This window comes from Nocardia sp. CA-151230 (genome assembly GCF_050942175.1).
Lineage (GTDB): Bacteria > Actinomycetota > Actinomycetes > Mycobacteriales > Mycobacteriaceae > Nocardia.
The window spans coordinates 4,385,716-4,404,351 of record NZ_CP192061.1; the positions used below are offsets into that span (position 1 = coordinate 4,385,716).

The following is an 18,636-nucleotide window of genomic DNA, read 5'->3' on the forward strand; positions in this document are numbered from 1 at the left end:
GCATGAAGTTGTGTCTCCCCTTCGCAAGTCCGGCCGGTACCGCTCATCGGGGGTACCAAACATCAACGCCGACAACGGGAGTCACCATGTTCGGCATTTCGATTTACCGCCACGAAGCCATCTCGTACATGTCACTCGGCTACGCGGTCGAAGTGGTGGAGCGCGCACACGCCAATTGCTTCACCACGACGTGCCCCAAGCGACGACAGGCCATGTCCCTCATCAACGAGGCGGCACGGAAGGCACGGGCGGCAACCTTATGACTGCCATCTCGCACGACCCGCCGGACTACCCGGTGATGAATTTCCAAGCAGCACAACACGGTCTGGCGCAACACCGGAACTGTGATTACAGCTGCGAAGCTCGGCGCCACTACGAGAACCTGGTGCCGAGGCCGGCGACTATCGTCCCTGGATGGCAGAGAGACAACCCCAAGCCCCGAGCGAGAACCTCCCGAGGCTTCGGTCGCGAGTTCCGCATATAGAAACTCCCCGCCCCGGCGTCCGTCCACTGAGCAGCCCGTGCGGGGGAAGAGAGGACCATCGAATCAGTGTGCGGCGCAATGGAGTCGGTGGGTGTTCGCCTGAATGGCTCGATCGGCCGTCAGCTCTTCTTCAGCTCCTCGGCGAACATCACGATGATGTCGCTGGGACCGCGGACGTAGGTGAGCTTGTAGATGTCCTCATAGGTCGCCACGCCACGAAGCGGACGGCAGCCGTGCTTCGCGGCTATCTCGAGGGCTTTGTCGATGTCATCGACCGAGAACGCGACGCGGTGCATGCCAATCTCGTTGGGACGAGTGGGCTTCGACTCGATCGCTTCGGGATGGATGTACTCGAAGAGCTCGAGGCGACCATGACCGTCCGGCGTCTGGAGCATCGCAATGTTTGCGTGGTTGCCATCGAGGCCGACGGCGGTGTCGGTCCACTCGCCGCTGACCGTGTCACGGCCGAGGACCGTGAGACCGAGGTCGGTGAAAAACGCGATCGCTGCTTCGAGGTCGCGAACGGCGATGCCGACGTTCTCGAGTTTGATGGCCATGCGTTGCATGCTACCGAGCCGGGCCGATCAGGTCCGGTGGCGAGCCGGGACTCGCACCACCGGCCATCTTCGGCGCGGCGAACGACAGGCAGACCTTCGACCAGCGAAATCGAGATGGGCAGTTCGTGCTGGACGACCCGATCGACCGAGCCGTGCCGCAACGTCACCTTGTTCACCTTGCCGACCGCGGTCAGCGGTATCGAGTCGACGATGTGGAGGTACTTCGGGGCGGCAGGGGGCTCGGGGGCATGCTGGATCGCCCACTGGCGGAGCTCGGCGATGTCCGGATTTGCTCCGGGCCGCAGGACCGGGTAGGCGGCCGGTACGTCGCCGGAATGCGAGTCCGGCCGCGAAACCACCTCTGCTGCAGCCACATCCGGGTGCGCGAGCAGGGCGTCTTCGACCTGGTGGGGCCCGATATTGTGGCCATCACGGATCTTCTCCCCGAATTCCGTCGAAACGGGGGACGCTACTTCAACACCGACGAACGCGACTTCGTCGCCGTCTACAACCGTTGGCCCTGCACGAATTCGTAGGTGTAGAACACCAGGCCGTCGCCCATCCTTCGCGTGTTGACCAGGTGCAGCGGTTTCTTGTCGCTGGTCCGGTCGAAGATACGCAGGCCGGTTCCCAGCACGACCGGGAAAACTACCAGCCGCAGTTCATCGGCCAGGTTCTGTTCTATCAGTGCGCGGACGAGCTGATAGCTGCCGTAGGCCAGGATTTCGCCGTCCACTTTCCGCTTCAGCTCCGAAACCTCCTTAACCGCATCGCCGCGCAGGACGGTGACGTTGCTCCACCGAGGGTCTTCGAGAGTCGACGACACGACGTACTTGGGCATGCTTCTCACCCTGTTCGCCCACTCGGGGCTCACGCGGCCCTCCGCCAGATTGCGCTCTGTCATCCGGTCCGCGAACCATTCATTGGTCCGCCCGCCCAGCAGCAGCACCTCGGCATCGAGGGCTTCCTGCGTCTCGCGGGCGACCCAGTCTTCGAGGTCCTTGCCCCCCACGAACTGGTGGAACCAGCCGCCCAGCTCGAAGCCCTCCGCGCCATCCGGGTCCTGGACCACTCCATCGAGTGTGACATTCGAGGTGAGGACGATCTTTCCCATTTCCGTGCTCCTTTGACAATGTGGTCGGCTATCACTGGTATGGACGCCGCGGCATCGGAAAAGGAGGCGTTCCGCGACCGCCCCGTTCGCGCCTTGGCCAGCGTCCATACGGGATGGAACTGCACACAACGAATGAGGTGGCGGGAGTGGAGTTGGCGGGAACGGACCTGATGTCGAGGGCGCAGGCCGGCGACGGCGAAGCATTCCGGGCGCTGACCGAGCCACACCGTCGCGAGCTACAGGTGCACTGCTACCGGATGCTCGGATCGTTTCAGGATGCCGAGGACGCTCTCCAGGACACGATGCTCGCCGCGTGGCGAGGTCTCGAACGATTCGACGGGCGTGCCTCGCTTCGCACCTGGCTCTACCGCATCGCCACCAACCGGTGCCTCGACGCGCTGCGCTCTGCTCGCCGACGTCCCGCAAAGGCGTGGGACATCCCGGGAATCGAACTACCGGAACCCACTGGGCTCGGCGAAATCCATTGGCTCGAGCCCTATCCCGACGCCCTCTTGGACGGAGCGATCAGTGTGCCGCTCGGTCCGGAGGCGCGCTACGAGCAAACCGAATCCATTTCCCTGGCCTTTGTGACCGCCCTGCAGATCTTGCCGCCTCGCCAGCTCGCCGTCCTCATCCTGCGCGACGTCCTCGGATTCCACGCGAACGAAGTAGCCGACATGCTGGACACGACCGTCGAATCGGTCAAAAGCGCCCTCAAACGCGCGCGTGCAGGAATGCAGCGCCGGCTGCCGGTGACTACTGCCCGAGAGCAGCCGCCTGCCGGCGACTCACCTGCCGAGGACGCGATCGTGGCGAAGTTCGTCAGCGCCTACGAATCTGCCGACATCGACGCGTTGGTGGCTCTGTTGACCGACGACGTCTTCATGTCGATGCCACCGATGCCGCTGGAATACCAGGGCCGAGACATCGTGGCCCGCTTCTTCGCACTCATTTTCGGCTCGGCACAGAGATTCGAACTGGTGCCGACGCGAGCCAATGGTCAGCCGGCATTCGGGGTCTACCGACACCCCTCCATCGGCATCCATGGATCCGGCCTCTTCGTCCTCACACTCGCCGGCGACCGAATCGGCGCCATGACCCGCTTCGAAAGCACTGTCCTGCCCATATTCGGCCTGCCGCAATCCCTCCCGAGTGCACAGTAGATCGCCTTCGAATCCATGGTGGACTCGAAGGCGATCTATCCGCGCTGATACTGCAACAGCACCTGGATGAGTAGGTGCTGGTAGCTCTGGTGTGTGGTGGTGGATCGTGTTGTGGGCGAGCTGGATTCGTTGACGGAGCGGCGGCCGATCGGGATGCCGACGGCGTGCGCGGACTATGTGGTCGAACACCTCGGCGACCGTGACGCGGTGCTGGCCGCTGACCAGACCGGGTTCCTGAAGAAGGGAACGAAATCGGCTGGGGTGCAACGCACTGGCTGTTGGCGCGCCGCTCGATCACAGACCTCGGCGAGCTCGCCTACTACGTCTGCTACGGGCCGAAGAACTCCCGCCGGGTCGCGTTGGCATGTCGCGGAGGCGTTTCAACGAGCAAAGGCGAAACCGGACTCGACCCCTACCAGAGGGAGAACCTACCTGGCCTGGTACGCGCACATCACCCTGTGCGCAGCAGTGCGAGCCGGCGGGACTGGGCGATGGGCCGGCTCGCGCCGGCAACGAAAACGGCCGCCGGAGGCACCTGGAAGACCTGCGCCTGTCAAATACGCCGCGCTGATTGACCAACCGCGGTCTGACAGCGGCCTCAATGCCGGTGCGGGTACGGATGCTGAGGGGGTGAGTGAATCTCGAGCTATCGCCGAGGAGCGCTTCGAGTCGGCTCGGCGGCATGTGATGATGGCGCGGTTGTCTCCGGCTGGAGGCGCGCTGTTCGCGTTGACGAAGATCCGGCAGTCGTTATTCGGTGAGTCGCAACCGACCGCTGCATATCGAGCTCGCCGACCCCGCCCTGGGCATGGAGCTGGTTACAAGGCCGACACCGTCAACGGTCCGGATCGACAACCGGACAAAGCAATGCGGGCCTGACGGCGAGTACTACCGATAGTTCAACCGGGCCTGGGTCCCGGCGTTCTTCGAGGAGTGGGACGGCCGCTGCAAGCACCTGTCGGCACCGCTACTCGGCAAGGACGATCCGCAGGATGTCAGGATCGGCTACTTCGGCTACTCCGATGCGACATCATCCACCACAAAGCCCAGGTCAGCGTCGCCCGCCGCGAAAAGTGCGTCGTCCTGAAATGGTTCGACAAGGGTGAGGAAATCGTCCTCGGCCACACCCACTGTCCGGGCCTGTTCATCGAGTTTGCGTGGGTCGAGTTCGGTGCGGTGGTGCCCGGACCCGCTACCGCCGACGCCCGGACACACGGCCGGCGTCGACGACGGCCGACGCCCTTATGCAGCTGCGGGGCAATCCCCGCAGCTACTTCCTACTTCTTCTGAGCGGGTACCCTCGACGGGAAGGACGGTCGCGACAAGTGGCAGCGACCGCTGCTCTCAGCGGTTTTCGCGCTCACCCAGCAGGCGAATTCAGACCACTTGGATACGAGCCCTTACCAGTCTCGCACCCCGGATCAGGAGGCGGGCTTGGGATTGCTCAGGTTGTTGACGCCGGTGATCAGATCGAGGATGTTGACCATGGCGTGGGTGCCGCCGTCGAGCGCGGAGCTGCCGGAGTCGAGCATGGCGGAACCCGAGGACGAGCCGGCCGAACCCGAGGACGAGCCGGCCGAACCCGAGGACGAGCCAGCCGAACCCGAGGACGCGCCAGCCGAACCAGCGCCCAGGCCGGTGGCGGGGGAGCCAGCAGCGGGGGAGCCGGCGGCGGAGGCCGCCGCGACCGGGCCGAGGAACAGAGCGGCGGCAGAGAGGGTGGCGGCGGCAACGATCTTACGGGAGAGCATGTATGGAGTCTTCCTTTCACAGACAGATAACGACGCCATCACGGCGCACATCACAATGTTATGAAGAAGAAATCTGCAAATCCACCCCTGTGATTGTGCGAATAATCACCGTTAACAATGAGCAAACAGCATATTTTGCCGAGATGACGCTATTTGATCTTCATTCGGCCGGTGAATTCGATGATCATATTCGATTGCTTTTTCCGCGGTGCCGCGTATCGGCCTGTGGCGGAGGAGATCTCGTAGCGGACCTCCGATCCCGGCACGGCGCGACCTCGAGCTGAACGGCACGCTCGGGCACCCGCCGGCATGACGGCGATCCGGCGTTCCCGAGCGAGGTGTCGCGCCAACGCGAGCGCGCGACATACTCAGAACGCGAAGCCGTCCTGGACGTCTCTCCCGTGCTGTGCTATGGGGCCCGGCGGCTCGGTGTGACTCCACTGCAGCGCGTACATCGCGCCGCCGCACTCCTGGATGGTCGCGTCGGTGCCCGTTGACACGGCGTCTGGCCGCAACGGTAGGGAGGAAATCGTCGCTCAGACCCACTGTGCGGACCTGTTCATCGAGTTTCCGTGGGCCGAGCTCGGTGCGGTGGTGGCGGGCCCTCCGACCAGCTGCTCGCCGCCGCCCGCCAGGACCTCGACACCCGCAGCCGGCCGGTACCGGGTCGTCACCAGTGAACGCGAACGGACAGCCGCACCGGCCGATCCGGTGACCCGAGAAACCGAGGGCCTCCACCATGCGGATCGCAGGCACGGACTCCGGTTCATGACAGCGCGTGTGGCCGCAGCAAAGGTCTTGCGCCACAAAGTCACTCGGTGAGTGCCCTGGGGCTCACGGGGCCACACTCAACGTGCCGACCAGGATCATTGCTGCGCCGGCGAACCTTCCAGAGCAGGGCTGCCGTTCCTGGTCTTCAGCTCGGTCGGCGGCGCTGGGCGAAATACCGGCGTCCCGCACTTCGAGAGCAAGGGACCCATCGAGGAATTCCTGATCGGCTCGGTTCCCGTGAACATCATCCGGCCGACATTCTTCATGGAGAAACCTGGCGGGGACGATCGCCCGCGAAGGCGCCGAGCTGATCGTCCGGCTGCCGATGCCGGGAGATGGTCCGCTGCAGATGATTTCGGTGCGGGATATCGGCAAGGCGGCCGCGGCCCTACTCGCGCGACGGGAGCCGGGTACGGCGCCGGTCGAGATCGCCGGAGACGAGGTGACGGGCGAGCGAATCGCCCAACTGGTCGCGCAGCGTTTCGGCGTGACCACCCCACCCGCACATCGCGGCATACCGACAACGTCGATCGTCCACCGGCAACGCATTCAGCCGGCGTCGGGAAGTGCGGTCGATGAGATCGGGCCGGTCATCAGCTGCTGGTGGAACTGCCCGAGGTGATCGATCGCGGCGCGGGCATCCGAGAGCAGGTCCGCGCCGAGGTGGTGGACGTGGGAGGCGCGGTCCCAGATCTGCAGCAGTGTCGGTACCCGGGCTTCGGCGCAGCGGCGGGCCAGCATCTGCGAGTCGGGTAGCAGGCATTCGGTGGAGCCGACCTGGATCAGGACCGGTGGCAGGCCGGTGAAATCACTGTTGACCGGTGACCAGGCAGGGTCGAGTTCTCCGTCGGCGGCAAAGCCGCGGCGTGCGATGAGCTCCAGAGCCCGGGCCGGGATATAGGAATCGAGATGCCGATTCGGGTGGGCCTCGCGCACGGTCGAGTCCAGATCGGCCCACGGTGCGATCGCGGAGATGCCGCCGGGCATCGGCAGCCCGCGCTCACGCGTGGCCAGCGCGAGCCGGAAAGCGAGCCCGCCGCCGGCCGAGTCACCGCAGACGATGATGCGCTCGGCCGCGAAGCCCTGCTCGAGCAGATACCGATACGAGTCGACCGCGTCGTCGAGCGTTTCGCTCAGATGCGCCTTGGGCAACTGCCGATAATCGACACTGAACGCGGGCATCGCGCTGGCCTGCGCGATCTTGGCGACCATACGCCGGTGAGTGTTCAACCCGCCGCAGATGAACCCGCCGCCGTGGAAATACAGCAACGCCGAGTCCTGCCGTTGCCGCGGATCACGATCGTCGTGCCACAACCATTCCGCCCGGAACTTCTCGAACCGCACCGTGCGCCGCTGGGTGCCCTTGGGAGCAGCCAGCGCCGCGGCCGGAAGATCGAGCAAGCCGCCCAGCCCCAACAGGTGCCCGAATCGAGGGTGGTCGGCAACACGGGTCAACGTCGCCAACCCGAGCCCGACCGTGCCACGCAGCAGCGGATCGGCAATCCTGGTGCCCAGACTGGCCCGGTACGAGCGCCGGATCGTCAGCGTCGACGCTGCTACCTGCAGGTCCGGCTCGACCGAAGACGACTCGCATCCGGCCCCGACACCAACGCCAACCGAGCGCTGGGCACACCTCGAACAGCACTGGACGGGTCCACGACCCCGGTTTCCTGCATGGCGCAACATCGATCCTTCAGCAGCACGGCCTCCAACTGACACCGGGCAATCCTCAACGAGCAGACGTCGGCGCACACCGGCAGAAATACCCGCAGGCATACCCATATCGGCCGTCACGGTACGGATCGGTGGCGTGGAGGTTGCGCAGGGTGCCGCCACCGGCTTCGTGCTGGGATGTGGTCCGCGGCCACTGCCCGACGATCACGGGGAGACAGTGACAGATGTCCGGTCGAGCTGAGGCATCCGCCTCCTGACCTGTCGATCGTGCTCGTCCTGCGGCGATCTGGTTGTGGACCTCTTCGAGCCGGCACAGCGGCCCCGGCACAGCGAACTCGGTGACCGAGGGCTGGATCGGTTCACCGTGTATCCGGCCCGGTTCACGGCGGTGCGCTTCGGTGATCTGCCGCCACGACGTCGCGTCGCGTGTGCATTTTCATCTCCTTGTGTGTTTGCACAAGACAGGTTCGCCGGTTTGTTGCGGATCGATGCTGGCGGGCGAGATGTGACCCACGCATCATTGCTCGTGACTCCCCGATCCAGGGAAGGACCCATGGGTGCGACCGGCTTCGGCTGGGGCTGAGCCGACCAGGAGCACAGCCGATGAACACACAGCACATCGACTACGACACCGCCGAAGGAGTCGACGTCCTCATCGTGGGCGCCGGAGCGTCCGGCGGGGTGGCAGCACTCGAGTTGGCCGGCAGAGGCCTCGAGGTCGTGTGTCTGGAGCAGGGAGACTGGAACCTGCCCGACGATTTCACCGGCGACAAACCGTCGTGGGAACTCACCCGTCTGAAGCAGTGGAACTCCAGCCCGAATGTGCGGCAGAACCCGGCCGACTATCCGGTCGATGCGACCGAGAGCCCGGTCGAACCGTTGATGTTCAACGGCGTAGGCGGCAGCACGATCATGTTCTCCGGGCACTGGGTTCGCGCGATGCCGTCGGACTTCCGGGTGAGGACACTCGACGGCGTGGCCGAGGACTGGCCGTTCGGCTATGAGGATCTGCGACCGTTCTACGACGAGGTCACCGACCATATCGGCGCGTCTGGGCTGGAAGGCGACCCTGCCTATCCGGATCGGCACACCTTTCCGCTGCCGCCGCTGCCGATCGGTAGATACGGCGTGGTCGCGGCCAAAGGGATGGACAAGCTGGGCTGGCACTGGTGGCCGGCGCCGAATGCCATCGCGTCGCGCAACTTCAAGAACCGCCCGGCCTGTCTGCGCTACGGCGCGTGTGAATCCGGATGCCCGACCGGAGCCAAGGCCAGCACCGACCTCACACACTGGCGTGACGCGATCACACTGGGTGCGGTACTGATCACCGGTGCCCGGGTCAGCCGGCTCACCGTGAACGACCGCGGCCTTGTCACCGGCGCCGAGTACATCGACCGCGACGGGAACCTGCACCACCAGGCGGCCCGGGTGACCGTGATGGCCGCGAACGGTGTAGGAACACCGCGCCTGCTGCTGAACTCGACCTCGTCGCTTTTCCCCGACGGCCTCGCCAACTCTTCCGGGCTGGTGGGCAAGCGTCTGATGACGCACCCGTACGCCTCGGTATTCGGCGTCTACGACGAAGAGCTCGAATCGTGGCTCGGCCCGGCAGGACAGGCGCTGCAGTCGATGCAGTTCTACGAGACCGACACCGACCGCGGTTTCGTGCGGGGAGCGAAGTGGAACCTGATGCCGACCGGTGGCCCGCTCGCCCACACCCTGTGGGAGCGGGGCCAGGACTGGCGTGGGGTTTTCGGACCCGCTTTCCACCGCCGCCTCGACCGCACGTTCGGGCGCGACACCGAATGGGGGATCACCACCGAAGACCTGCCCGACGAGCGCAACGCGGTGGTGCTCGACCCGGACGTCACCGACTCCGACGGGATCCCGGCCGCGAAAATCCGCTACACGATCGGTGAGAACTGTGAGCGGATGCTCGAATTCAACGTGGAGCGGGCGATCGAGGCGCATCAGGCCGCAGGGGCTGTCGAAGTCCACCCGATCCCGGTGGTACGCCACAGTGCCTGGCATCTGCTCGGCACGGCCACCATGGGCACCGACCCCGCCACGTCCGTTGTCGATCAGTGGGGTCGGGCACACGACGTACCCAACTTGTTCATCATCGACGGCAGTGTCTTCGTCACCTCCACGGGCGTGAACCCGACCGCGACCATCATGGCGATCGCCCTGCGCTCGATGCGGCATCTTGCCGAAACCCGCCACAGCATCCAGACCGCGTTCTAAGGACAGCATGATGCTCGATTTCGACCAGCGCCGCACCTTCGCGCTTCTCGCCGACACACTGATTCCCGCGTCGGGCTCCATGCCCTCGGCGAGCGTCGCCGGAGTACCCGACGCGTTGCTCGACCAGGTTCTCGGCTACCGGCCCGATATCGCAGAGGCATTCGCCGCCGCCGTTGCCTCGTGCACGGGCAAGGACCCCGAAGCCGCTCTCGATGAGCTCGCCGCGGACAGGCCCGACCAGTTCGAGGCGCTGACGGTGCTGACGGCAGGCGCGTACTTCCTCAGTCCCGCCGTGAAGGCCGCCATGCCCTATGACGCGGCCCCGCGTCCGGCCCGCGATGACATGGATTCCTACGTCGATCTTCTCGCCGACGTTGTCGAGCGCGGCTTCGTCATCCGCTGATCGAGCCCGTCGCGGCCGAAACCACATTCGCCACACCGCCCCGAGGTCCTGCGAAAGGCAACACCAGTGAGTGAAAATCACGGCGGGCGTGAAGAATCCGTCTCCACCATCGAATCGGCCACTATCCAACCGATCCCCGCCGACCGGCGCCACGGGCGCAACCGGGACATGTTCACGATCTGGTTCGGAACCAACATCATGATCCTGGCGGTCGTCACCGGAGCGTTGTCGACGACCCGCTTCGGGCAGCCCGCCTGGTCGGCCGCGCTGGCGATCATCGCAGGAAACCTCTTCGGTGCGATCTTCATGGCGTTGCACTCTGCTCAGGGGCCGCGGCTGGGTGTTCCGCAGATGGTGCAGACCAAGGGCCAATTCGGTTCGCTGGGATCGATTCTCATCGTCGGAGTCGTCGTCTGCATGTACCTCGGGTTCTTCATCTCGATTCTTGTCTTCGGCGGGGAGTCCCTCGCGTCGGCCATACCCTTCCTCAGCGGTAGGGCCGGCATCGTGGTGCTCGCGGCGATCAGCGTCTGCGCGGCCATCTGGGGTTACACCCTGATCCACGCCTACGCGCGCATCATGACGTGGGCGTCGGGGCTGGTTCTGCTGATGGCGTTCGTCTGGGCGTTCGTTGTCCACTCGGTGCCCGCTCACTTCTTCAGCACGGGCACCACGACGTCGGCCGGCTTCATGAGCACCTTCGGGGCGTGTGCGGTGTGGCAGATCGCCTATGCCCCATACGTTTCCGACTATTCGCGCTATATGCCGGCAAAGACGGGTCCGAGGCCGGCATTCTGGATGAGCTACTGGGGCACCAGCATCGGCTCGATCCTGCCGATGTTCCTCGGCGCAGGCGTCGGATTGCTGCTCCCACACACCGACCCGGTTGTCGGCCTGACCCGGGCCACCGCGGGGATCAGCATCGTGGTGGTTGTGGTCTTCAGCATCGGAGTCGCCGCTACGAATGCGATGAACCTGTACTGCGGCACGCTGTGCACGATCACGATTGCGCAGACGATCTTTCCGCGCTTCAATCCACGCGGCCGCGAACGTGCTCTGATCGCCACCGGACTGTGCGCGCTGGCCTCGAGTGTCGCGCTCACCGGTGGCAGCGACTTCGTCGCCACCTACAAGAACTTCCTGGTTCTGCTGCTGGCTTCGCTGGTCCCGTGGACCGCCGTGAATCTGGTGGACTACTACCTGGTCCGGCACGGGGACTACGTCGTCGAGGATTTCTACAAGCGCGACGGCGGTCGCTACGGCCGGGTCAACTGGCCTGCGGTCAGCTGCTACCTCATCGGTGTCGCGGTACAACTGCCGTTCATGGTCATCGGAACCGCCTTCATCGGACCGATCGCCAAAATGCTTGGCAACACAGATATCTCGCTCATCGTCGGATTGGCTGTCGTTTCACCGCTCTACTACTTCACAGCCACAGCTTTTGCCCGTCGCAGGAATCGTTCGGCCGCACTCGATGCCTCGGCGGTGCAGCAGACCGAAACGAAGAACCTGTCTACGGGCGCCGGACCGCGCGCAGAAAGCACAGGTGAATGATCATGGCATCAACTGAAATTGGGCGATTCGCCGTTCGGCGTCCCCCTCCGATGCGTCGCCGGCCGACGGGACGCAGCGCCCGAACATGGATCGTGTGAACTCAGGGTGATCCCGCACCTGCTCCAACCCACCTCGCGATCTGGGCCCGCGAGGTGAAACCCAGCTTCGTCAGGATGTGCTCGACGTGCCCCTCCGCAGTGCGCCGCGAGATCATCAATCGACCAGCGATTGCGCTGTTGGTGAGGCCTTCGGCTACCAGATCGGCGATCTGCTGCTCACGTTTGGTGAGGGTCGACGCCGCCCGGTCGGCGAGCGATGGGGCGTCTTCTCCCAGGCCGAAAGCAGCGGCCGTGGCGAAACTCATCGCACCGCCCTTCTTCCGGGCTTTTTCGAATTCTCGTGTGCCGAGAGTCTCCTGTGCGCGGCGCTCGCATTCTTCGTGATGGGTGGCCAGGTTGGGGAACAGGATGGAGGAACTCCCTGCGGCCCGGCCCAGCGCTTCGGCAGCACCCATCAACACAGAGGCGCGGCGGACGTCGTCGCGATCGGAAGCGATCCATGCGAGAGCTTCCAAACTGGTCGCAGCGATGAGTGGATCATCCACCGAGCGAGCATGACGAAGGCTCTCCTTCAACAGGTCCGTGGCTCGGTCGAGCGCACCCTGCCTCCAGACGGCCGTACCCATTGCCCACAACAGCCAGGAGCGGAAGGACGTCTCTCCTCCGCGAGAGTCCGCGAATGCCAGCGCCTGCTCGTGACAGGCGACCGCGCGCTGGAGATCCCCACCGAGTAGGTATGCCCACCCCAGCAACAGGGAAGAGTCCATGCGCAATACGGGATCACTACAGCCTTCGACCAGTTCTCGGGCCTCCTCCAGGCGGGCGACTGCATGGCCGAGATCGTCGCTGACAAGCGCGGTGTAACCGTCCGCAACTGCCACCCAGGTGGCGATCTCCGGGCCGGCCATCTGCCTGGCCAGCCCTCTGAGTTCTGCCACCCGCGCTGTCGCCGCGGCCAGGTCCGCCTGAGCCGCGGCAAGCATCCCGGCCGAGTAGATCGCCTTGGCGCGATCTCGACCTTCTCCAACGACGGAGCGGGCCAGAGTTCGGTCGAGCCAACTGCGGCCCTCGGTGATTCGGCCACCCATGTACCAGAACGAAAACAGAGCTGCTGCGATCCTCATGCCGCCGGCACCGGCCTCGTCGAACTCCATTGCCTTGCGCAGATTCGGCAGTTCCTGCTTCAGGCGAGAATCCCACTCGAGTTGGCGAGGACTGATCCACTCGGCCTCCGAGTCGAACGCCAACCGCTCGTACCAATCCTGATGCCGGCGACCGATCTCCCGGTCCTCGCCTGCCTCCTCGAGCTTTCTCCTGCCGTAGTTCTGCACTGTATCGAGCATCCGAAACCTGACCGCGCCACCGGATTCCTCCCGGATCAGGATCGACTTCTCCACCAACGCGAACAATGCGTCGAGCAGGTCGGGGTCGGGTGTGGCGGTGCCGCACACCTCTTCGGCTGCGTCGAGTTCGAAGCCGTGAGCGAAGATCGACAGTCGCGACCACAGCTGCTGTTCGCATGGTGTGCACAGGTCGTAACTCCAGCCGATGCACCACCACAGAGTCTGCTGGCGAGTCGGGACATCCCGACTTCCCGCTGTGAGCAGGGTGTACCGGTCGTCGAGCCGTTCGAGGATCTGATCAACGGACAGTACGCGCAGCCGGGCCGTGGCCAGCTCGATCGCCAACGGCAACCCGTCCAGCCGGGCACAGATCCGGGCTACGGCAAGCCGGTTGTCCCGAGTCAGCTCGAACCCGGGTACCGCCGCCGCCGCTCGTTCGACGAACAATTTCACCGCATCGTATTGGGACGTTTCTGCCAGCGTGGGCACGCTGGACGGATCCGGAAAACCCAGTGGCGTCACCGGCAACACGGATTCGCCGCCGATGCCGAGGACCTCGCGGCTGGTGGCCAGGATCGACAGATCCACGCATGCACGCAGTAGCGACTCCGCGAGGACCGCGACCGCCTCCACCAGGTGCTCGCAGTTGTCGAGCACCAGCAAAAGCTTGCGTGTCGACAGAAACTCGACCAGTACCTCCCTCGTCGGTCTGCCGGCCGGGTTCCGCACGCCCACGGAAGTAGCCACGATGTCGTCCACCAACTCTGGGTCGTCGATGTCGCCGAACAGGACCAGACGCACCCCGTCTGCGTAACTGCGGCCCAACTTGCTCGCCGCCCGCGCCGCGAGCCGCGTCTTGCCGACCCCACCGATGCCCGTCAGGGTAACCAGGCGCGATTCCGACAGCGCCTTCTTCACCTCGGACAGTTGTGCCCTGCGACCGACGAAGCTTGTCAGTTCCAACGGAAGGACACCCGTATCCCGCCTGCGACGACGCCGTCCCGGTGTCGGTACGTGCTCTTCCTGCACGTTGTCGGATTCACCGCGGATGGTCATCTCATCGACGGGGTAGCCATGGTCGTGCTGGATCCGTCGCAGCTGCTTACCGAGGGCGATGGCGGAGGGGCGCTGCGACGGATCGCGGTCCATCGCGGTCTCGATTGCCGCGCACACGTCGTCGGGGATCCCGCCCGTGCGCAGATCCGGCACCGATTCGGTGGTGATCCGGAGAAACTGCGAAACGACCTGTTCCCCACTCCGGCGTTCGAAGGCGGCATGTCCGGTGAGCGCGCAGAACAACGTGGCGCCCAGTCCGTACACGTCCGACGCCACACTGGGCGGATGGCCCTCGAGGACCTCGGGAGCAGCAAAAGCCGGCGACGCCGTGACCGTTCCAGCCTTGGTCTCGAATCCGCCGGCGATATGGGCGACGCCGAAATCGCACAACGCCGGCTCCCCGTATTCGGTGAACAGGACATTGGCCGGTTTGATGTCGCGATGCACGATACCGAGCCGGTGCGCCGTCTCGAGCGCCCCGGCCAACTTGATCCCCAGCCGCAGCACCTCGGGCACAGCAAGAGGACCGTCCCTGCGGATCCGGTCCTCGAGGGATCCGCGCTCGTGGCACTGCATCACCAAATACGGTCTCCCAGGCGAGATCTCGCCGATCTGCAGGACCCCGACGATGTTCGGGTGGCCGGTCAGTCGCCCCATCGCGCGTTGCTCCCGCAGAAATCGCGCTCTGCTTTCCTCGTCCGGTTCAGCAGTGGTGAGCACCTTCACCGCGACGACGCGATCCAGGTCGCGCTGGATGCAGCGGCAGACCACGCCGAACCCGCCCCGCCCGATCTCCTCGGCATCCTCGAACCCCACGGAACTCAGCTCCGCGACCGGTGGCGCCGCCACATCCCGCTGGGTTCTGAGGAGATCATGCTCGACCATGTGGGTCACCTGCGATTCACACCCCCCCGGGAACACCCAATAATAGTCCGCTGTGCTGGGGAGAGGACCCGATCAGGCGCTGGCATCCATGGAACACGCGGAACGCGCTGAACCCTGGCCAGGCCCATGTTCACCGAATCGGAACGCTCCGCCCTCAACTGTGTGCTGGTTGGTTCTGCTGGGCCACCCATCCGGCGATCTGGGCGCGCGAAGTGAATCCGAGTTTGGTCAGGATGTGTTCGACGTGTCCGCCGGCGGTCCGCGGGGAAATGCTCAGCCGGGCAGCAATGGCCCTGTTGGTCAGGCCGTCTGCGACGAGGTCGGCCACTTCCCGCTCCCGACTGGTCAAGTTCGACCGACCAGCAGCAGCGGCCTTCGATTGCCCTTCCAGTGCATAGTCGATCGCGGCGTCGAGATCCAGTGCGGCGCCTGTGCGGTAGGCGGTGTCGAAGGATGGCTGGCCCAGGGTGTGGCGAGCGGCTTGTTTGCAGGCCTCGTGCTGGATCAGAAAGTCCGGATACAGCACAGCGGAACCGCCAACCGTGCGAGACAGGCCTCGCGCGGCACCCAGCAACACGGCTGCGCGCCGCGCGCTGCCCTGCGCTCCGACAACCCAGGCCAGTGTTTCCAGGGCTATCGCGGCCATGAACGGGTCTTTCAGCTGCCCGATCAGCCGCAGTCCCGCCCGCAGAAGCCGCAGAGCCCTGTCGCGATCACCCTGGCGCCACACGGCAACCGCGGTGTCGCACAAGGCATAGGACCGATATACAGCGTCGCCGTGGAACTCGGTGATCGCGAGGGTCTGCTCGTGGTACGAGAGGGCTGCAGCGCTGTCCTCCCGGAATTCGTGCACCCAGCCGAGTCCGAGCAGGGCCCAGATCTGGCCGTAGACGTCGCCCTGCGCAGTGAATGACGCGAGGGCGGTCTCCAAGGGGGCGCGTGCTCGCGACGGATCGTCGCCGCTGCGGACCGCGTGCAGACCCTTGGCGAGATCGGTGAACGCGTGCACGATCGGATGCCCGGTCCGTTCCGCGAGGGCCCGCGCCTGCACGACCAGTGCGGCCGCCGCCGCCAGATCGTTCTGGGAGATGGTCACGATGGTGGCGCGCCACAGTGCCTTGGCGCGTAGCGCCGTCGCGGTAGTGGGTCCGCCGGCGAGTGCGCGGTCGAGCCAGTGCCGTGCCTCGGCGAGCTGACCGCGGGAGAACCAGAACAGTTGCAGGGCTGCCGAAAGCGACAGTGCGGCATCGGATTCCGCCTCGGTGCCGGTCAGGCAGAAGTCCAGTGCCTCGCGCAGGTTCGGTTGTTCGCAGTCGAGACGCGAGATCCAGTCGAGCTGGCGCGGACTGATCCAGTCGGCCTCGGCGCGCTCGGCGAGCTGTCGATACCAATCCAGGTGTCGGTGTCGCGACTCCGTGTACCGGCGGGCCTCTGCGAGCTTCTCGCGGCCGTATTCGAGGACCGTCTCGAGCAACCGGAATCGCACCAGCGAACCCAGCTCCTCCCGGATCAGAATGGACTTGTCGACCAGGGTGGTGAGTACGTCCACGATGTTTACCGCCCCGAGGTCGTCTCGGCACACATATTCGACGGCGTCGAGTTCGAAGCTGCCGGCGAACACCGACATTCGTGCCCAGAGCATTTGCTCGGCCGGGGTGCACAGCGAATAACTCCAGTCGATGCACCATCTGAGGGTCTGCTGGCGGCCGGGGGAGCTGCGGGCGCCGCGGGTGAGGAACGCATACCGATCGGTGAGCCGCTGCAGGATCTGCTGAGGAGACAGCGTCCGCAATCGAGCCGCCGCCAACTCGATCGCCAACGGCAGCCCGTCGAGCTGACGACAGATCTCGGTGACGGTGGCGACGTTGTCTTCTGTGAGCGCAAATCCGGGGACGACGGCAGCGGCCCGCTCAACGAACAGCGTGACGGCGTCGGCGTCGTAGCGGTCCACGCCCCGCAGTGACAGTTCCCGATCCGGGGCGGGAACCGTCAGTGGCTGCACCCGCAGCACCGCTTCCCCGCCTATGTTCAGGGGCTCGCGGCTGGTGGCGAGAATCCGTAGTTGGGGGCACGCCATGAGCAATGTCTCAGCAATCGTTGCTGCCGCGTCGACGATGTGCTCGCAGTTGTCGAGTACCAGCAGCAAATGCTTCGGCGCCAGGTATCGAATCAGCGCATCGAGTACCGGCTGCGCTTGTGGCCGCAACCCGACAGCGGCGGCGATCACCCCGGGCATCAGCACATCGTCTTGCAGCTCCGCGAGCTGGACCAGCGACACTGCGTGTGGAGCGTTGCGTTGCGCATCTGCCATGACCCGCAACGCCAGTCGCGTCTTGCCCACCCCGCCGATCCCGGTCAATGTCACCAGCCGCGAGCTCGTCAATAGACTCTTGGCATCGATCAGTTCGGCGCGCCGGCCGACAAAACTCGTCAGCTCCAGCGGACGAGAAACATTCGCGTCGACCAGCGAACCGGACGACGCGGGTGACACTCGCGAGCGGCCGATGTCCAGTGCAATCGACGGACCCGGGGTGCTTTCCTGGCTCTCGGCACCCGGTGCGGCCCGCACTGCCATCCCCTCGACCGGCCACCCGCGTCCGGCCTGCAGTTGTTGCAGCCGCTCGCCCAATGCTGCCGCGGAAGGCCGCTGCTCAAGATCGCGGGCCATGGCACATTCGATGGCGGTCGAGATGTCCTCATCGATGCCATACTCACGCAGGATCGGCGTCGGTTGCCCGATGATTCGCCGGAATTGGGCCACCACCTGCTCGCCGCTGCGCCGCTCGAACGCCGCATGCCCGGTCAGCGCGGCGAAGCAGGTCGCGCCGAGGCTGTAGACGTCCGCCGCCGCAGTCGGCTCGTCACCCGCCAGCACCTCAGGCGCGGTGAAGGCCGGTGAACCCGTTACCGTCCCAGCGGTGGTGCGAAATCCGCCGGCAATGCGCGCGATCCCGAAATCGGTCAGTGCCGACTCGCCGTAATCGCCGATCAGGATGTTGCCGGGTTTTATGTCCCGGTGGAGGATGCCGAGCCGGTGTGCGGTCTCCAACGCCCCGGCAATCTGTACGCCCACGCGCGATGTCTCCTCCACCGACAACGGACCATGACGAACGACTCTGGCGTCGAGGGAACCCAGAGGGTAGTAGGGCATCACCCAATACGGCAGACCCGACGCGGTGATGCCCGCCTGCAAAACCCCGACGATGTTTTGATGCCCGGTCAGCCGGTCCATCGCCCGCTGCTCCCGGACGAACCGCTTCTGGTTCTCTTCCTCGAGGTGTGCGGTCAGAACCTTTACCGCCACAATCCGATCCAACGCGGTCTGGGTGCAGCGATACACGATGCCGAGGCCGCCGCTCCCGACCTCCTGGGCATTCGCGAATCCGGAAGCTGCCAGTTGCACCGTGATCTCTCGGCCCACGGCGCGCTGAGTTTCCGGAGGGTCGGTTTGGCCCATACGCTGGTCCCGCTTCGTGACGTAGGCCAGAGTATCGCGCTGCCCGGTATGTTGGGCGTTCGGGGATGGCGGGCACGGCACGCACTCATCCGGCGCGGAACCCCTTATGAAGTTGCTCGGT

12 protein-coding genes and 2 pseudogenes are annotated in these 18,636 nt (G+C 65.3%); 6 read left to right on the top strand and 8 right to left on the bottom strand.

Going from position 1 to position 18,636, the window contains the following annotated elements; all coding sequences use genetic code 11:
* Positions 1 to 86 precede the first annotated feature (86 nt).
* The gene (locus ACQP1O_RS20510; protein WP_433567363.1) at positions 87 to 263 is read left to right on the top strand and encodes a hypothetical protein; all 177 of its coding nucleotides are present in this window, start codon (positions 87 to 89) and stop codon (positions 261 to 263) included.
* A gap of 340 nt (positions 264 to 603) precedes the next feature.
* Here the strand turns inward: ACQP1O_RS20510 and ACQP1O_RS20515 are convergent, their stop codons facing one another.
* The 3 genes and pseudogenes from ACQP1O_RS20515 to ACQP1O_RS20525 form a co-directional block, all read right to left on the bottom strand.
* Positions 604 to 1,041: a VOC family protein gene (locus tag ACQP1O_RS20515; RefSeq protein WP_433567364.1), complete on the bottom strand. Its 438-nt coding sequence runs from the start codon at positions 1,039 to 1,041 to the stop codon at positions 604 to 606.
* A gap of 236 nt (positions 1,042 to 1,277) precedes the next feature.
* A pseudogene (locus ACQP1O_RS20520) lies at positions 1,278 to 1,415 on the bottom strand (hypothetical protein); the annotation flags it as partial.
* Between the two features lie 131 nt (positions 1,416 to 1,546).
* Positions 1,547 to 2,155: a dihydrofolate reductase family protein gene (locus ACQP1O_RS20525; protein ID WP_433567365.1), complete on the bottom strand. Its 609-nt coding sequence runs from the start codon at positions 2,153 to 2,155 to the stop codon at positions 1,547 to 1,549.
* 113 nt (positions 2,156 to 2,268) lie between these two features.
* Between ACQP1O_RS20525 and ACQP1O_RS20530 the strand changes: the two genes are divergently transcribed.
* Positions 2,269 to 3,318 carry a sigma-70 family RNA polymerase sigma factor gene (locus tag ACQP1O_RS20530; RefSeq protein ID WP_433567366.1) on the top strand — a complete coding sequence of 350 codons (1,050 nt, stop codon included), beginning with the start codon at positions 2,269 to 2,271 and terminating at the stop codon, positions 3,316 to 3,318.
* Between the two features lie 171 nt (positions 3,319 to 3,489).
* Positions 3,490 to 3,612 (top strand): annotated as a pseudogene (locus ACQP1O_RS20535) (IS701 family transposase); the annotation flags it as partial.
* 1,127 nt (positions 3,613 to 4,739) lie between these two features.
* On the opposite strand, the gene ACQP1O_RS20540 reads toward ACQP1O_RS20535, so the two are convergent.
* The 3 genes from ACQP1O_RS20540 to ACQP1O_RS20550 form a co-directional block, all read right to left on the bottom strand.
* Positions 4,740 to 5,069 (bottom strand): hypothetical protein, encoded by a 330-nt coding sequence (locus ACQP1O_RS20540; protein WP_433567367.1) that lies wholly within the window; start codon positions 5,067 to 5,069, stop codon positions 4,740 to 4,742.
* A gap of 368 nt (positions 5,070 to 5,437) precedes the next feature.
* On the bottom strand, positions 5,438 to 5,569 hold the full coding sequence (locus tag ACQP1O_RS20545; protein WP_433567368.1) for a hypothetical protein: 132 nt from the start codon (positions 5,567 to 5,569) through the stop codon (positions 5,438 to 5,440).
* An 820-nt stretch (positions 5,570 to 6,389) separates the two neighbouring features.
* Complete coding sequence (locus ACQP1O_RS20550) at positions 6,390 to 7,295, bottom strand: alpha/beta hydrolase (protein ID WP_433567369.1); 906 nt, start codon at positions 7,293 to 7,295, stop codon at positions 6,390 to 6,392.
* A gap of 822 nt (positions 7,296 to 8,117) precedes the next feature.
* On the opposite strand from ACQP1O_RS20550, the gene ACQP1O_RS20555 reads away from it, so the two are divergent.
* The 3 genes from ACQP1O_RS20555 (at position 8,118) to ACQP1O_RS20565 (ending at position 11,715) form a co-directional block, all read left to right on the top strand.
* Complete coding sequence (locus ACQP1O_RS20555) at positions 8,118 to 9,758, top strand: GMC family oxidoreductase (RefSeq protein ID WP_433567370.1); 1,641 nt, start codon at positions 8,118 to 8,120, stop codon at positions 9,756 to 9,758.
* 7 nt (positions 9,759 to 9,765) lie between these two features.
* On the top strand, positions 9,766 to 10,161 hold the full coding sequence (locus ACQP1O_RS20560) for a hypothetical protein (RefSeq protein ID WP_433567371.1): 396 nt from the start codon (positions 9,766 to 9,768) through the stop codon (positions 10,159 to 10,161).
* Between the two features lie 66 nt (positions 10,162 to 10,227).
* Entirely contained in the window at positions 10,228 to 11,715 is a 1,488-nt protein-coding gene (locus tag ACQP1O_RS20565) for a purine-cytosine permease family protein (RefSeq protein WP_433567372.1), read from the top strand.
* A gap of 100 nt (positions 11,716 to 11,815) precedes the next feature.
* On the opposite strand, the gene ACQP1O_RS20570 is transcribed toward ACQP1O_RS20565, so the two are convergent.
* Both ACQP1O_RS20570 and ACQP1O_RS20575 read right to left on the bottom strand, forming a co-directional pair.
* Positions 11,816 to 15,058 carry a protein kinase domain-containing protein gene (locus ACQP1O_RS20570; RefSeq protein WP_433567373.1) on the bottom strand — a complete coding sequence of 1,081 codons (3,243 nt, stop codon included), beginning with the start codon at positions 15,056 to 15,058 and terminating at the stop codon, positions 11,816 to 11,818.
* A gap of 154 nt (positions 15,059 to 15,212) precedes the next feature.
* The gene (locus ACQP1O_RS20575; RefSeq protein WP_433567374.1) at positions 15,213 to 18,515 is read right to left on the bottom strand and encodes a protein kinase domain-containing protein; all 3,303 of its coding nucleotides are present in this window, start codon (positions 18,513 to 18,515) and stop codon (positions 15,213 to 15,215) included.
* Between the last annotated feature and the right edge of the window lie 121 nt (positions 18,516 to 18,636).

Bases quoted from the DNA above. Each gene is read 5' to 3' on its own strand.
- ACQP1O_RS20515 (WP_433567364.1), bottom strand. From the start codon at position 1,041: ATGGCCATCAAACTCGAGAACGTCGGCATCGCCGTTCGCGACCTCGAA.
- ACQP1O_RS20560 (WP_433567371.1), top strand. From the start codon at position 9,766: ATGATGCTCGATTTCGACCAGCGCCGCACCTTCGCGCTTCTCGCCGAC.
- ACQP1O_RS20525 (WP_433567365.1), bottom strand. From the start codon at position 2,155: ATGGGAAAGATCGTCCTCACCTCGAATGTCACACTCGATGGAGTGGTC.
- ACQP1O_RS20510 (WP_433567363.1), top strand. From the start codon at position 87: ATGTTCGGCATTTCGATTTACCGCCACGAAGCCATCTCGTACATGTCA.
- ACQP1O_RS20555 (WP_433567370.1), top strand. From the start codon at position 8,118: ATGAACACACAGCACATCGACTACGACACCGCCGAAGGAGTCGACGTC.
- ACQP1O_RS20575 (WP_433567374.1), bottom strand. From the start codon at position 18,515: ATGGGCCAAACCGACCCTCCGGAAACTCAGCGCGCCGTGGGCCGAGAG.
- ACQP1O_RS20530 (WP_433567366.1), top strand. From the start codon at position 2,269: ATGGAACTGCACACAACGAATGAGGTGGCGGGAGTGGAGTTGGCGGGA.
- ACQP1O_RS20540 (WP_433567367.1), bottom strand. From the start codon at position 5,069: ATGCTCTCCCGTAAGATCGTTGCCGCCGCCACCCTCTCTGCCGCCGCT.
- ACQP1O_RS20570 (WP_433567373.1), bottom strand. From the start codon at position 15,058: ATGGTCGAGCATGATCTCCTCAGAACCCAGCGGGATGTGGCGGCGCCA.